This is a genomic window from Bradyrhizobium sp. NBAIM03 (genome assembly GCF_020194055.1).
Lineage (GTDB): Bacteria > Pseudomonadota > Alphaproteobacteria > Rhizobiales > Xanthobacteraceae > Bradyrhizobium > Bradyrhizobium yuanmingense.
Genome location: NZ_JADYVS010000033.1, coordinates 25,616 through 40,170 on the forward strand (window position 1 = coordinate 25,616; position 14,555 = coordinate 40,170).

Sequence of the window (14,555 nt, forward strand, 5' to 3'; positions counted from 1 at the left end):
GTCCGTCACGACGGTCGCCTTCCGATCGCAACTCCCGTGAAGGTCTGGTTCACATGCATGGAGCCGAACTGCTCGCCGTAAGTGTGAAAGCCGACCACACAGTTCTGCCGGTACAGTTCTGACATGTCGCGGGCGAGCTGATGCTGCTCGGCATCGAGCCGGCGGAGCAGGCATTCGAAGCCGATATAGAGCGAGACGTCTCCGATCTGGTCGCGGATGTCGGCGAACGTCTCGCGGGCCGCGCCGACCAGGCTTCGCGAGGTCGCCGCGGTCAGCACCATGCCCTCGTCGATGGCGCAGAAGAAATGCAAGGAGCCGTCCGGCTCGACCCGCTGGATCGAGCGTGCGTAATAGGCGCCGCCGACGCGCACGAGGACCGGATGCGAGGCGAAGGAGAACGGATCGAGCTTGGCATCCATGATGCCGACCACGCGCGAATATTCCTGCGCGGCAGGCTCTGCGTTCAGCTCCCGGACCATGCGGTTTTCGATGTCGGCCTCGGTCACCACCATCTTCTGCGCCTGCGGCTCGAAATTGTCGCACTTGAAGACGCGGAACGGCAACGAGGTGTTCAGCAGGATCAAGAGGGCGGCATTGCTGTGTGCCTTGCCGTCGAAGAACACGAATGTCTTCTCGAAGCGCAGCCCGTCGCCTGCCGACCCGCCGACGACCGGAATATCGTCCAGCGATGCATAGATCGCGGACATCACCGCTTCTTCGCGGCGGCACAGGCCGTCGATCAGGACTAGGCCGAAGGGACTGCCGCGCTCGACCTGCGGCGCGGCCCGCAACAGCTCGTGCCGGAGCTCGCCGCCGATCCTGCGGCCGTCCTCGACGCGGAAGCTGTCGAGATTGAAGATCGGCCGCACCACCGCGGAAAAGTCCGCGCGGCTGAACGCCAGCGCCACGACGCTGTTCTCGTCCCAGCCGTCAGGAGCAAGCTCGCCCGCGGTGGTACAGCCGCAGACTTGGGTGTCGTCGAATTGGCGGCTGATCTCCGCGATGAAGCGATCGGGGTCGTAGCTGGGGGAGACGAACACCAGGATCAGCGCCAGCCCGTCGGACGGGAGCTGGGCCGCCAGCTCGGCCACGGCGTCATCGACGTTCGCGGCCTTCGACTTGGCCACGGCAACGCCAGACGCACCGCCAAACCGAAAATCGGTTTGCCCCACTCCGTTTCTCCCTTAAGGCTCGGTCTGATGCCAAGTGCCTGATAATTATCGAGAGTAGGGCGTTTTCCGGTGAGCCGCAACACGGCAGCCGCTCCCCGCAAGCCCGGTCGGATTTACCACCCCTTGAGGATTCTGCCCTAATTTTCCGCAACGTTCGGAAAGGGCTGCTTCCGGGCCGCAGAATCACATGAGCTGGGGGTTGGGAATGTCCGGGCGTACCGCGTCGCCGTCGAAGCGTGCACAATTTCCGACCCTCAAGTTCCGCGCAAAGATCATACTCGGCTTCGCCGCCGTGCTGGTGATCTCCGCCGGCAGCATGGCGTTTTCCTATTTCGGCTTCGAGCGGGTCGCCGCCGGGGTCGGATCCTACCGCAGCAGCGTGTCGGAGGCCGATCTCGCCCGCAATATCGACCGTGAGCTGCTCGCCTATCGTTCGGCCGCCAAATATTTCGTCGTCACCGGTAAGGAAGACGACGCCAAGGCGGCGCTCGATGCCGAGGCCAGCCTGAAGAATGCCATCGACCAGGCCGTCAAGAGCGCCAAGCAGCCGCCGCGGCAGGAAGGCCTCGGCAAGCTCGCCAAGGAGTTCTCCAACTTCTCCGCCACCTTCGCCAAGGTGCTCCAGGCCAAGCGAGACAGCGCGCTGCTGGTGCAGAACCAGCTCCAGCGCCAAGCCAATCTTCTGAAGTACAAGCTCGACGACATCGGCAACAACGCCTCCGACGCCGAAGCGCAGGCGATCGAGTTTGGCACCAAGCAGGTCAACGCCCAATTCCAGACCGCAAGCGCTGCAGCCACCCAGTTCGTGCTGACGTCCGATCAGGCGATCGCGAACAGCGCCCTGGCGCGGCTGAAATTCGTCGAGAACTCGCTGGGCGCGGTCTATTCCATGGACGACAAGATTGTCGCTGGCCTGAAGGAGGCCAAGTCCATCCTCGGCGCCTATCGCGAGGCGCTGGAGAAGTTGATCGCCAACGCCAAGCTGGTCGATGGCCTCGTCACGGAGATGAGCGGCTCGGCTGGCGCGATCCAGCAAGGCGCCACCGCCATGAAGGCGGACCTCGTCGCCGAGCAGCAGCGGCTGGATTCGGAATCGGCGGCGACCATCGGGCAGACCGAGCAGCTGGTGCTGATGCTGGCCGTCGGCGGCACGCTGTTAGGCGCGGTCCTCGCCTTCCTGCTCGGCACCGGCATCTCGCGGCCGATGATCGCGATGTGCAAGGCGATGCGCGAGCTCGCCTCGGGCAATTTCGACGTCGTGCTGCCGGGTCTTGGCCGCAAGGACGAGATCGGCGAGATGGCCAGCGCGGTCGAGGAGTTCAAGATCCAGGCCGTCGCTAAGGCCGAGCGCGATGCCGCCGCCAGCGAAGTGCAGAACCGCGAGCAGGCCGCAAGCCGCCGCGCCGAACTGATCCGCTTTGCTGACGATTTCGAGAGCGCGGTCGGCGCCATCGTCTCCAACGTCTCGGCCTCGGCCGTGCAGCTGGAATCGGCCGCCTCGACGCTGACCCGCACCGCCGAGACCACGCAGAGCCTGTCGAGCCAGGTCGCCGGCGTCTCCGAGCAGGCCTCCTCCAACATGCAGTCGGTCGCGACCGCGACCGAAGAGCTCTCGGCCTCGGTCGAGGAGATCGGCCGCCAGGTGCGCGATTCCAGCCGCATCGCAGAGGCTGCTGTGATGCAGGCCAAGGAGACCGACGGCCGCATCGGCAAGCTGTCGCACGCGGCACAGCAGATCGGCGAGGTGGTCAAGCTGATCACCGCGATCGCCGAGCAGACCAATCTGCTCGCGCTCAACGCCACCATCGAGGCCGCCCGCGCCGGTGAAGCCGGCCGCGGCTTCGCCGTGGTTGCGAGCGAGGTGAAATCGCTGGCAAGCCAGACCGCGAAGGCGACCGACGAGATCTCCTCGCACATCACGGGCATGCAGGGCGCCACCGCCGAATCGGTTGCCGCGATCAAGGAGATCGGCGCGACGATCGGCCAGATCTCGTCGATCTCGACCTCGATCGCGAGCGCGGTGGAGCAGCAGGGCGCGGCCACGCAGGAGATCGCCCGCAGCGTCCAGACCGTCGCGCAGGGCACCCAGACCGCGGCCACCGATATCAGCGAGGTCAACCGCGGCGCCGCCGAGACCGGCTCGGCCTCCGAAGAGGTGCTGAACTCGGCCAAGACACTATCGAGCGAAAGCACCCGCCTTCGCGCCGAGCTCGACCGCTTCATGGCGAACATCAGGGCGGCGTAGTAAAGCGCACCTTAACAAATCCCTACGTCACCTAACCGCCAGTTGCGGCGCCACAAGTTTACCGCAGCTTATCCTTTGCCGGTTACCGTGCACACGAGTCGGAAGCGGGCTGCTTCCCGGCTGCGCCTGGTTTTCCGCGAATGGAATGGGGTGGGGGAATGTCGGTCACGTCCAAATCGAGCCAATCGAAGTCGCGCCAATCGAAGCTGCCAACGCTGCGTTTTCGCGCAAAAATCATCCTCGGCTTCGTGGCGGTGCTCGCCATCCTCGCCGTCAGCATGGCGTTCGCCTATTTCGGCTTCGAGCGGATCGCAGGCGCTGTGGCCTCCTACCGCACCAGCGTAGCGGAAGCCGATCTGGCGCGGACGGTCGATCGCGAGCTGATCGCCTATCAGGGGCTGGCACGGGCCTATACCCTGACCGGCGCGGCTGATGACGAGACCGCGGCCAAGGCCGCTGAAGGAAATCTGAAGAGCGCGATCGCCAAATCGATGGCCGCCACCACGGGCGCGGCTCGCCGCGAGCAGGTCGGCAAGCTCGAGGCCGAGTTCCAGAGCTTTACGAAAGTCTTCAGCGAGATCATCACGCTGACGCGCGAGAACAACAAGATCGCGGCCGACGAGCTCAACAGTGTCGGCAACAAGATCCGCTTCAAATTCGACGATCTCGCCGACACCGCGGCGCTGGCGGGTCTCTCCTCGGTGCAGACCACGGCCAAGGACATCACCTCGCAATATCTGGCGGTCTCGACCTCGGTCAGCGCTTTCGTCGCCAAGCCGGAGCCGAAGACCGCCGACGGCGTGATCGCCCGCATCAAGTTCCTCGAGACGCTGCTGGTCTCCGTCTACGCGAACGACCAGAAGATCACCGATCGCGTCAAGGAGATCGGCGATCTCTTGAAGCAGTACCGCACCTCGTTCGCAAAGCTGACCGAGAACGTGAAGGTCATCGTCAAGCTGAACGGCGAGATGACCAAGACGGCGGCGACCATCCTCAAGCTCTCGGCCGAGCTGCGTTCGGATCTCACCGCGGACCAGCAACGCATCGAGGCGAGCGCCAATGCGACGATCGTAGAGACCCAGCAGCTGATGCTGATGATGGCGCTCGGCGGGCTGGCCATCGGCATCGTGCTGGCCTTGTGGCTCGGCAACGGCATTTCGCGGCCGATGATCGCGATGTGCAAGGCGATGCGCGAGCTGGCCTCCGGCAATTTCGACGTCGTGCTGCCGGGTCTTGGCCGCAAGGACGAGATCGGCGAGATGGCCGGCGCGGTCGAGGAGTTCAAGATCCAGGCCGTCGCGAAGGCCGAGCGCGATGCCGCCGCCAGCGAAGTGCAGAACCGCGAGCAGGCCGCAAGCCGCCGCGCCGAACTGATCCGCTTTGCTGACGATTTCGAGAGCGCGGTCGGCGCCATCGTCTCCAACGTCTCGGCCTCGGCCGTGCAGCTGGAATCGGCCGCCTCCACGCTGACCCGCACCGCCGAGACCACGCAGAGCCTGTCGAGCCAGGTCGCCGGCGTCTCCGAGCAGGCCTCCTCCAACATGCAGTCGGTCGCGACCGCGACCGAAGAGCTGTCGGCCTCGGTCGAGGAGATCGGCCGCCAAGTGCGCGATTCCAGCCGCATCGCAGAGGCTGCCGTGATGCAGGCCAAGGAAACCGACGGCCGCATCGGCAAGCTCTCGCATGCCGCCCAGCAGATCGGCGAGGTGGTCAAGCTGATCACCGCGATCGCCGAGCAGACCAATCTGCTCGCGCTCAACGCCACCATCGAGGCCGCCCGCGCGGGTGAAGCCGGCCGCGGCTTCGCGGTGGTTGCGAGCGAGGTGAAATCGCTGGCAAGCCAGACCGCGAAGGCGACCGACGAGATCTCCTCGCACATCACGGGCATGCAGGGCGCCACCGCCGAATCGGTTGCCGCGATCAAGGAGATCGGCGCGACGATCGGCCAGATCTCGTCGATCTCGACCTCGATCGCGAGCGCGGTGGAGCAGCAGGGCGCGGCCACGCAGGAGATCGCTCGCAGCGTCCAGACCGTGGCGCAGGGCACCCAGACCGCGGCCACCGATATCGGCGAGGTCAACCGCGGCGCCGCCGAGACCGGCTCGGCCTCCGAAGAGGTGCTGAACTCGGCCAAGACACTATCGAGCGAAAGCACCCGCCTTCGCGCCGAGCTCGACCGCTTCATGGAGAATATCCGCGCGGCGTAGGTTCGCTGCTCCTGTAGCTCGCGGTCCCGAAGGGGCCGCGCTATCGCCTTACACTCCGCTGTCCGGAACGACAGCGGAGTGAGTTCATTCCCTTCCGAACGCCCGCTTCAGCTCGACCTTCGCGCGCTCCAGTCGCGTGCGCTGCGTCTTGGGCAGCGTCTTGCCGGCACGGTTGATGTAGAAGGTCAGCATCGACAGCGCCGACCGATAGGCGCCGGTCTTGCGTCGCGAGCTGTGCTCGGCCGAGCGCTTCAGCGAGGCCGCAATCCTCTTCGCGCTGGTCAGCTTGAACACCCCTTGCTTGAGGTCGAGCGCATTGCTCTCCTCCGTCACGCGCTGCGACCAGCGCCTTGTGGCGCGTTTGGTGCTCTTGTGCGCGGTCCCGCTCCGCCGGGTGTTTGCCTTGCGTGCCGTCTTGCGCGGGCTGCTGTTTCGAGAATGTGTCGTCTTTCTGACCTGAGCCATGCGCCAACTCCTTGCGGGTCCAGCGGAAACGAGCGGTGCTCGCTGGCGTTCCCGCGGGAACCCGGCCCCCTCGCAAACGTTGTCGCAGGTGGCAGGCAGAATGCCGCACCCCGATGATCGGATCGACCCCGTCCACGTCATGTGAGCCGGGGCCGCTTCCATTGATCAGACGCAACAATCCGATGGAACTGCAGCAGAGCCCAGCGCTGAACTATGCACCCGTAGTCTCGGCGGCGGCCGTGACCGACCGCATCGTCGAGACCAGCATTCCCTCGCGGCTCGATGCGCTGCCGTGGAGCGGTTTTCACACCCGCGTCGTGCTCGCGCTGGGCATCACCTGGATTCTCGACGGCCTCGAGGTGACGCTTGCGGGTGCGCTCTCCGGTGCGCTGAAGCAAAGCCCATCGATGCAGTTCTCCAATCTCGATCTCGGCATCGCCAACTCCGCCTACCTCGCGGGCGCCGTGCTCGGTGCGCTCGGCTTCGGCTGGCTGACCGACCGTATCGGCCGCAAGAAGCTGTTCTTCATCACGCTGGCGCTCTACCTCTCGGCAACGGCCGCAACCGCGCTGTCATGGGATGTCGCGAGCTACGCGCTGTTCCGCTTTCTCACCGGCGCCGGCATCGGCGGCGAGTACACAGCGATCAACTCGACGATCCAGGAGTTGGTGCCCGCACGCTATCGCGGCTGGACCGATCTCGTGATCAACGGCAGCTTCTGGATCGGGGCTGCGATGGGCGCAGTGGCGGCCATCGTGCTGCTCGATCCCGCAGTATTCGCTCCCGATCTCGGCTGGCGCCTGGCCTATCTGATCGGCGCCGCCCTCGGCCTCGTCGTTCTCTTGATGCGGATGTGGATCCCGGAAAGTCCGCGCTGGCTGATGATTCATGGTCGTCCCGACGAGGCCCATGCCATCGTCGACGGGATCGAGCGGTCGGTGATCGGGCACGACCAGGATACGAGCGACGGACGCTTCACCAAGATCCGCCTGAAGATGCGCGATCACACGCCGATCCCCGAGGTGGTCCACACCTTGTTCTCGGTCTATCGCCGGCGCGCATTGGTCGGCCTCGTTCTGATGAGCGCGCAGGCATTCTTCTACAACGCCATCTTCTTCACCTTCGCGCTGGTGCTGACCGATTTCTACGGCATCAAGGCCGACCACGTCGGCTGGTACTTGCTGCCGTTCGCGGCCGGCAATTTCCTCGGGCCGCTGCTGCTCGGCCGCCTGTTCGATACGCTGGGACGCCGCACCATGATCACGTTCACCTATGGCGCATCGGGCCTGTTGCTGGCGCTATCAGGCTATCTGTTCTCGATCGGTGTCCTGAGCGCGCAGGGGCAGACCATCGCCTGGATGGTGATCTTCTTCTTCGCCTCGCCCGCCGCGAGCGCGGCCTATCTCACCGTCAGCGAGACCTTTCCCCTCGAGGTTCGCGCGCTGGCGATCGCGGTGTTCTATGCGGTCGGCACCGGCATCGGCGGCGTGATCGGGCCGGCGTTGTTCGGCGCGCTGATCGACACGGGATCGCGCACTAGCGTATTCGCCGGCTATCTGCTGGGGGCCGTCCTGATGATCGCGGCTGCGATCGTGGCGTGGCGCTATGCCGTCGCCGCCGAGCGCAAATCGCTTGAACACATCGCGCGACCGCTCGCCTTTATGGAGTAGACTAATGAAATCGGAACTTGCGGAAATGGCGTTGGACCAGAAGCTCACCATACCTGATGACGACGAGACGCCGGAAACGGTGCCGGTGCCGCATGCGTTGGTGCCGCATCTCGATGAAATCGCCATTCTGCTCGACATCGATGGCACGCTGCTTGAGCTGATGCCGACGCCGCGCGAGGTGTGGGTGCCGCCGGGCCTGTCGGAAACGCTGAAAGCTCTGACCGAGCGCACCTCGGGGGCGCTGGCGCTGGTCAGCGGCCGCTCGCTCAACGACATCGACCTGATCTTCGCGCCCGACGTGTTCCGCGCCGTCGCCGGTCATGGCGCGGAGATGCGGCTGGCGGTGGACAGTGAAGCGGATGCCCTGCACGCGCCGCCGCTCGACAAGGAGCTGAAGCGGCGCCTCGCCGCCATCGCCAAGCTCAGCCCTGGAATCCTGCTCGAGGACAAGGGCTATTCGCTCGCGCTGCATTACCGCCTGGCGCCGCATGCGGAGAAGGCGATCTACGAATCCGTCTCACTGATCCGCGCCGATCTGCCCAATGCGCCGATCGAGGTGCTGCCGGGCAAGTTCGTCTGCGAGATCAAGCATTCCGGATTCACCAAGGCGAGCGGCGTGCGCGAGTTGATGAAGCGCGCGCCGTTCAAAGGACGTCGTCCGCTGTTCATCGGTGACGACGTCACCGATGAGACCGTGTTCGCGATCATGCCCGACATGGACGGGCTGGCGTTCTCGGTCGGCCGCCGCGCCATGGGCGTGAATGGCCACTTCGATGCGCCGGCGGATGTGCGTGCGTTCCTTGCACATCTGCTCGATCCCAGGTGAAACCAAGGCAGCGTCATCTCGCAGACACAAAGGCTTCCATCGCAGCGCCATTGCGCGCTGCAATGCATGCTGCGCAACAGGACCGGAAACGCTGTCTTTGCAGCGAAATGACTGGGTTCCACGAGCGAAACCAGTTCCAACGCGCACGCCCGATTTTGGTTTCAATTGGTTGAAACGATGATCAGGAACCATATTGATGAACGGCAGTTAAATGGGGCGGAATGAACAGGAGGGGACGACCTGTGAACTTGATCGTCGTTTCAAATCGCGTCGCCCGCGGCAAACCCAACGAGCCCATGACGGGCGGCCTTGCGGCGGCATTGCTTCCCGTTGTGGAACATTCTGGTGCGATCTGGGTCGGTTCCTCCGGCCGGGTGCGTGATGGCCACCAGAAGGAGCCGTTCGCCGAGATCGAGGCGCTCGGGACAGGCGCGATTGCGACGTTGGATCTGCCGGCGGCCCATTACGGCGGATACTACGAAGGCTTTGCCAATTCGGCGCTGTGGCCGGCGCTGCATTCGCGCAGCGACCTGATCCGCGTCTCGCGCGAGGACTATGTCAGCTATCGCGAGGTCAACGCCTTCATGGCACGCGCCTTGATGCGTTTCCGCAAAGCCCGGACTGCGTTCTGGGTTCAGGACTATCATTTCCTCGCGCTTGGTGCCGAGCTGCGCGAGCTCGGCGTCGATGATCCCATCGGCTTCTTCCTGCATACGCCGTGGCCCGTCACTGCTGTGATGCAGGGCGTACCCAACCATCGCGAGCTGATCACCGCGATGCTGGCCTATGATCTGCTCGGCTTCCAGACCGAGGAAGATCGGCAGAACTTCCTCGGCTATGTCGGCGCCGAGCTCGGCCTCACCATCGAGGACGGGGTCGTGGTCTCGCAGCATGGGCGCACGCGCTGTGAAGTTTTCCCGATCGGCATCGATGCGGAGAAGTTCGCCGCCTATGCCGCGAAGTCGGCCGCGCATCCGGATGTGTCGCGCCTGCGCCGCAGCCTCAACGGCGAGCGCCTCGCGATCGGCGTCGACCGGCTCGACTATTCCAAGGGTCTTGTCAACCGCATCAGCGCATTCGACCGGCTCTGGACCGAGCAGCCGCAGTTTGCGCGCAGCATCTCGCTGCTCCAGATCGCCAATCCCTCGCGCGGCGGCATCGAGGCCTATGGCAATCTCCAGAACGAGGTCGCGCGCCTCGTCACCGACGTCAACGGCCGCCACGGCGAGGTCGACTGGACGCCGATCCGCTATTTGAACAAAGGCTTCAGCCAGGCCGTGCTCGCCGGTCTCTACCGCACCGCGCAGGTCGGCGTGGTGACGCCGCTGCACGACGGCATGAACCTCGTCGCCAAGGAATACGTCGCCGCGCAAAACCCCGCCGATCCCGGCGTGCTGGTGCTGTCGAAGTTCGCCGGCGCCGCCAACGAGCTCGATGCCGCGCTGCTGGTCAATCCGCACGACGTCGACGGCATGGCCCGCGCGATTGCGGTCGCGGCCTCGATGCCGCTCACCGAGCGCAAGATGCGCTGGGACGCGATGATGAAGAAGCTGCGCGGCCACACCATCCAGCAATGGTCCGCCGATTTCGTCGCCGAGCTCGAGAAGTGCCGCACCGAGAAGGCCGCCGTGGCGCCGCTCGCGGCCCAGCCGCCGCAGGCGCTGCGCTGGTTGAAGTCGGCGATCTCAGGCGTGCGGTTGATCTAATCTCAGCTTGGCTCGATCTCACCCTCTCCCCTTGTTGTGGGAGAGGGTGGCATAGGGGGCCTCTGGCCGCCGTTCTTAAGAACGCCGATGCTTTGCATCGGCTATGGCGACAGCGGCGAGACGGGTGAGGGGTGTCTCTCCACGCGTGAACGTCTCGCAGCAAGATTCGTGGATGCAACCCCTCATCCGGCGCTTCGCGCCACCTTCTCCCGCAAGGGGAGAAGGCAAGAGCGCCCCTCAATAGCAATACGACACGCCGTCCAGGATCGCGCATTGCCGCTTGTTCGGCGCGTTCGGATTATCCAGCGGCACCACGCCCTTGCCCTGACCGACAAACACGCCGGTCCCGACACGCACCGAGCTCTTGTTGCCGATGATCACGCTCTGATGCGGCGTCGAGCTGGAGCGGGTTCCGTCCGGCCAGAGGATGGTATCGCCTGAAAGCACCCCGCGCCGGCCGTCGTCGCAGCTGACGTCGACCCCCTGCCGGGTGCAGACCTGTGCCAGGGCCGGCGCGGCAAGGGCGGAGCCGAGGGTCGAAATCAGGCTCAAGGCGGCGATGGTCTTGCGGATGGTCATGGCGTCCCGGTCGTGTGTGGCGGCTTGCCGTGAATCGTCGCGCCAGGGCCGCCCGCGGTTCAGCCCCGCGGCCGCTTCGGGTGCCCGCGGAGCCGGATATTGTGCTGCAAATACAGTAAGTTGCGGAAAAATCGCCCGATATCTCCGCGATCCCTTGCAAAATCGTCGGCGCCCCTTCAAGAGAGGGCGCTCCGGAGAGATGGCCGAGTGGCTTAAGGCGCACGCTTGGAAAGCGTGTGTGCGGGAAACCGTACCGTGGGTTCGAATCCCACTCTCTCCGCCACCCGCTCAAATCAATGGCGCCGGCTTATTTGCCTTCGGGGCCAGCAATCGTCGCCAAGCGTCCGAGCAGGGCCGCCTCGGCCCTGGAAGTCAGACGGTAGCCTTCCGCCATCTCGGCCATGTCGCCGCGGGCGACGCACGCGTCCCACCAGTCCCTCACAAAGCCCTCGGCGTACCCGCGCGTGTTGAAGCCGTAAGGTTCGGTGACAAGGTCGAAAGCGATCATCAGCTCGTAACAAGGCGAGTCGTAGGAGGCGCCGGTCTCGGACCGGCCCAAGAAAGCTTCGAAGGATCTGGCCGTACGGAGGCTCGAATAAAGCCAGAACATCAGTCCATACATCAGATGTGAGCGCTCGTCGTCGTGCAGGGCAAAGAAGCCTTTCTCGTCCACGATCTGCCGGGCCAAGGTGCGCAACATTCGCTCGCCGTGCGGCAGACGGTCGCCGACGGCGGCCAAGGCTCGCACCACGATTGGCGATAACGTTCCCCGCTCGACGGTCGCGATCGCAGCGGCCCGATCCTCCTCAGCAGTGTCGTACTCGGACTCCTCGACCAAGCCGCGAATGAAGGTCTCGAAGTCCGGCGCGACGACGACGATACGGCAGTCATCCTCCTGGTCGACGTACACGACCTGCGGCTCGCCCCGCTTTCCGCAGCTCCGGTAGTCCAGCATGATCAGTTCGTGGCCGCCGGCCGGCGTGTCGGCGATTCCGACGCCAATCGGCGGGTAGCCCCATTCCTCGATCATGAACTTGGCGCCAAACTTCCCGGCGAGTGAATAGGTGGACGTACGGCCAAGAGCGAAGAGCCCCTCGATAGCCACGTGGTCCTCCGCCCAGCCTGTACGCTCCTTCATTGGATGGCAGTTGCGCTTGACCATTCCGCCATTGTGGCGCCGTGCGAGGTCGACATAGGCCGCCGGCAGCCGATACCCTCCGATTTCATGCTCAATGGAGGCGATCAGCTCGTCGGTCGGCGGAGGCTCGACATAGTTCTCCAGGGAATACGGACAGTCATTCCAGAAGCCTTCGAAGTCAAAGTCGTCAAAGAGCCGTTTCGTCGCCATCTTCATTACCTCGTCATGTTACGAGGCGTGTCTAAGCGCCCAGTAGCCAGGACCGTTGATTGCCGCCCTTCGGAATGAAAACAGCTTATACGTCAATCAGGATTGACTGACACTCTCTCCGCCATTTGCTGCCGCTCATAACGGTTTGGTTGCAGGCTCGAGTCCCGCCGGTGCGGTTGAGGCGCTTAGTTGCTTTCATTGCTGGGCAGCGGCTTCATATTCGTGGGGTCATGCCCTCAGGAGCTTATTCCGTGCCGCAAGCGATCCTATCCGCGCAGAGCCGACCCCTCCGTTCCCGTGCCGAGTTAGCCTCCATCATCATAAGCGCCTATGAGCGCATCGAGCGGGACCGGCACCGCAATTGCTGGATCTATGTGCGGCCCATGGAAGAAGCGCTGGCTGAGGTTGATGCCCTTGTGCAACGAGCGGAAGAGGGTGAAGTCCTGCCGCTCCTTGGCGTGCCATTCGGCGTCAAGGACAATATTGACGTTGAGGCCATGCCAACGACAGCAGCCTGCCCGTCATTCGAATATAGGGCTGCGCAATCGGCTAGATGCGTCGAGAAATTGGCGGCCGCGGGTGCGATCTGTCTTGGCAAAACCAACCTGGATCAGTTCGCAACCGGACTGTCCGGCGCCCGCTCCCCCTACGGCGCCTGTTCCAGTGCGGCGGACGATCTGTATGTCTCCGGCGGTTCGAGCTCCGGCTCGGCTGCTGCCGTAGCATCCGGCCATGTTGCCTTCGCTCTCGGCACAGATACCGGCGGCTCAGGCCGGATTCCCGCAGGTTTCAACGGAATCATCGGGATCAAGCCAACCGTCGGCCTCGTCTCGTCCCGGGGACTTGTGCCGAACTGTCCGACGCTCGATTGTCCCTCGATCTTCTGCAATTCCATTGCCGAAGGTCGAATTCTGCTCGGGTTGATCGAAGGATTCGACGACAGTGATCCCTTTAGCCGCCAACGGATTGCCTCGTCCTTCCCACCTCCTCGCAAATTCCGGTTCGGCCAGGTCCCTGTCGGTCATCTCAATTCATTCGGCATGCCGGAATGCGATGACCTCTACAGGCAGGCCTGCACGAGGCTTTCGGGATTGGGAGGTCAAGCCAGGAACATTGACTTCGCGCCTTTCGCCGAAGCCGGTGAAATGCTCTTTTCAGGGCCTTGGATTGCCGAACGTCATGCGGCGATCAGCAAGCTCATGAACATCGATCATGGAGACCTGCTTGACGTCATCCGCAACGTGCTGAGCGGAGCTGCCCGGTTTTCCGCAACAGATGCATTCGCCGCGCAACATCGACTTTGGAAGCTGCGACGCCAGATCCAAACGCTTTTCGAGGAGATCGATGTTCTGGTGGTACCGACCGCGCCACGCCCCTTCACGATTGCGGAGATGATGGAAGATCCCATCACGCTCAACAACCGCCTCGGTTACTACTCCTATTTCGCCAATCTCGTGGACTTGTGCGCGGTGTCGGTTCCCAATGCAACGCTCGGCAACGGCATGCCGATGGGTATCACTTTGCTGGCACCTGCGTGGCGCGACCATGTTGTTCTCGACCTTGCCGAACGATGGCTGCCCGATGCGAAGGCCAGACTGTTCGATCTAAAGGAATATCCGAAGGCCGCCTCCTAGACCACTTCGAGATCGAGGGCGCGCAGATTGAGGATCACAATCAGGCCCCGGTGATAACGGATGACGCCTCTTGCCTGCATGCGGGAAAGCTGCACCGTCACCCATTGGCGGGTTGAGCCGATCAGATTGGCGAGATCACCATGCGTGAACGGGATCCCGATCACGATCTCGCGGCCCTGCTGCGAACCGTAGATCTTCGAGAGGAAGACCAACAGACGATGCAGCCGCTCGGTCACCGAGCGGGTCCCCAGCATTTGCGCCATGGCCGAGTAGCACCGTGCCTTGAAGGCGAGCGCATCCAGCAGCGCGACTGCGATACTTGCCGATTGAAGCGCCAGCGCACGCAGGGCTGGGCCGGGCAAGAACGTCACTCGGCTTCGTTCCACTGCAACCGAAGACCATACGTGGGCACCAGCACCGAACAGATCGGGGCCGCCGACGAAATTGCCGGCAAACCAGTAGGCCAGCGTCACCTCGCGTCCGGAAGGCGCCGCGTAGTAGCTGCGAATACGCCCCTCTTCGATCAGATATATGCCGTTCTGCAGATCGCCCTGACGCCAGACATGCTTGCCTGCCTGCAGAACCTCCTCGCGTCCGATGGCGAGGACACGACGCCGGTCAGCCTCACACAACGGATCCAACAAGCTCGGCAGCGATCCGACCAGAGCATCCGATCCCGCCAGCATGATGCCGGTCGCATTCC

At 64.0% G+C, this 14,555-nt stretch carries 11 protein-coding genes and 1 tRNA gene; 7 read left to right on the forward strand and 5 right to left on the reverse strand.

Annotated features, from left to right (window positions below):
* Positions 1-5: 5 nt before the first annotated feature.
* Positions 6-1,172: an FIST N-terminal domain-containing protein gene (locus tag I6F21_RS32950; protein WP_225184066.1), complete on the reverse strand. Its 1,167-nt coding sequence runs from the start codon at positions 1,170-1,172 to the stop codon at positions 6-8.
* A gap of 205 nt (positions 1,173-1,377) precedes the next feature.
* Between I6F21_RS32950 and I6F21_RS32955 the strand changes: the two genes are divergently transcribed.
* Together I6F21_RS32955 and I6F21_RS32960 are read left to right on the forward strand one after the other, a co-directional pair.
* Entirely contained in the window at positions 1,378-3,417 is a 2,040-nt protein-coding gene (locus I6F21_RS32955) for a HAMP domain-containing methyl-accepting chemotaxis protein (protein ID WP_225184067.1), read from the forward strand.
* Positions 3,418-3,575: 158 nt separating this feature from the next.
* The gene (locus I6F21_RS32960) at positions 3,576-5,624 is read left to right on the forward strand and encodes a HAMP domain-containing methyl-accepting chemotaxis protein (protein ID WP_225143303.1); all 2,049 of its coding nucleotides are present in this window, start codon (positions 3,576-3,578) and stop codon (positions 5,622-5,624) included.
* Between the two features lie 84 nt (positions 5,625-5,708).
* Here the strand turns inward: I6F21_RS32960 and I6F21_RS32965 are convergent, their stop codons facing one another.
* Complete coding sequence (locus tag I6F21_RS32965) at positions 5,709-6,089, reverse strand: DUF3175 domain-containing protein (protein ID WP_225184068.1); 381 nt, start codon at positions 6,087-6,089, stop codon at positions 5,709-5,711.
* Between the two features lie 182 nt (positions 6,090-6,271).
* On the opposite strand from I6F21_RS32965, the gene I6F21_RS32970 reads away from it, so the two are divergent.
* From I6F21_RS32970 to I6F21_RS32980, 3 genes are all read left to right on the forward strand, one after another.
* Complete coding sequence (locus tag I6F21_RS32970; RefSeq protein ID WP_036026149.1) at positions 6,272-7,759, forward strand: MFS transporter; 1,488 nt, start codon at positions 6,272-6,274, stop codon at positions 7,757-7,759.
* A gap of 4 nt (positions 7,760-7,763) precedes the next feature.
* On the forward strand, positions 7,764-8,585 hold the full coding sequence (gene otsB, locus I6F21_RS32975) for a trehalose-phosphatase (RefSeq protein WP_036016048.1): 822 nt from the start codon (positions 7,764-7,766) through the stop codon (positions 8,583-8,585).
* Between the two features lie 242 nt (positions 8,586-8,827).
* Positions 8,828-10,291: a trehalose-6-phosphate synthase gene (locus I6F21_RS32980; protein ID WP_057030182.1), complete on the forward strand. Its 1,464-nt coding sequence runs from the start codon at positions 8,828-8,830 to the stop codon at positions 10,289-10,291.
* Between the two features lie 237 nt (positions 10,292-10,528).
* On the opposite strand, the gene I6F21_RS32985 is transcribed toward I6F21_RS32980, so the two are convergent.
* Positions 10,529-10,870, reverse strand: coding sequence for a hypothetical protein (locus I6F21_RS32985; RefSeq protein ID WP_225153359.1), 342 nt, complete (start codon positions 10,868-10,870; stop codon positions 10,529-10,531).
* Between the two features lie 193 nt (positions 10,871-11,063).
* Between I6F21_RS32985 and I6F21_RS32990 the strand changes: the two genes are divergently transcribed.
* Positions 11,064-11,153: transfer RNA gene (locus tag I6F21_RS32990), tRNA-Ser, on the forward strand.
* Positions 11,154-11,177: 24 nt separating this feature from the next.
* Here the strand turns inward: I6F21_RS32990 and I6F21_RS32995 are convergent.
* A complete protein-coding gene (locus I6F21_RS32995) occupies positions 11,178-12,224 on the reverse strand; it encodes an SMI1/KNR4 family protein (RefSeq protein WP_225184069.1) in 1,047 nt (348 codons plus the stop codon).
* Between the two features lie 245 nt (positions 12,225-12,469).
* Here I6F21_RS32995 and atzF point away from each other — a divergent pair, with 245 nt between their 5' ends.
* On the forward strand, positions 12,470-13,852 hold the full coding sequence (gene atzF, locus I6F21_RS33000; protein ID WP_225152594.1) for an allophanate hydrolase: 1,383 nt from the start codon (positions 12,470-12,472) through the stop codon (positions 13,850-13,852).
* Here atzF and I6F21_RS33005 read toward each other — a convergent pair.
* A complete protein-coding gene (locus I6F21_RS33005; RefSeq protein WP_225184070.1) occupies positions 13,849-14,538 on the reverse strand; it encodes a Crp/Fnr family transcriptional regulator in 690 nt (229 codons plus the stop codon). The genes atzF and I6F21_RS33005 overlap by 4 nt on opposite strands.
* Between the last annotated feature and the right edge of the window lie 17 nt (positions 14,539-14,555).

What these genes read in the sequence shown, in the direction of transcription:
- I6F21_RS32960 (WP_225143303.1), top strand. Translation starts at nt 3,576, where the DNA reads ATGTCGGTCACGTCCAAATCGAGCCAATCGAAGTCGCGCCAATCGAAG.
- I6F21_RS33005 (WP_225184070.1), bottom strand. Translation starts at nt 14,538, where the DNA reads ATGCTGGCGGGATCGGATGCTCTGGTCGGATCGCTGCCGAGCTTGTTG.
- I6F21_RS32965 (WP_225184068.1), bottom strand. Translation starts at nt 6,089, where the DNA reads ATGGCTCAGGTCAGAAAGACGACACATTCTCGAAACAGCAGCCCGCGC.
- I6F21_RS32995 (WP_225184069.1), bottom strand. Translation starts at nt 12,224, where the DNA reads ATGAAGATGGCGACGAAACGGCTCTTTGACGACTTTGACTTCGAAGGC.
- I6F21_RS32970 (WP_036026149.1), top strand. Translation starts at nt 6,272, where the DNA reads ATGGAACTGCAGCAGAGCCCAGCGCTGAACTATGCACCCGTAGTCTCG.
- I6F21_RS32955 (WP_225184067.1), top strand. Translation starts at nt 1,378, where the DNA reads ATGTCCGGGCGTACCGCGTCGCCGTCGAAGCGTGCACAATTTCCGACC.
- otsB (WP_036016048.1), top strand. Translation starts at nt 7,764, where the DNA reads ATGAAATCGGAACTTGCGGAAATGGCGTTGGACCAGAAGCTCACCATA.
- I6F21_RS32985 (WP_225153359.1), bottom strand. Translation starts at nt 10,870, where the DNA reads ATGACCATCCGCAAGACCATCGCCGCCTTGAGCCTGATTTCGACCCTC.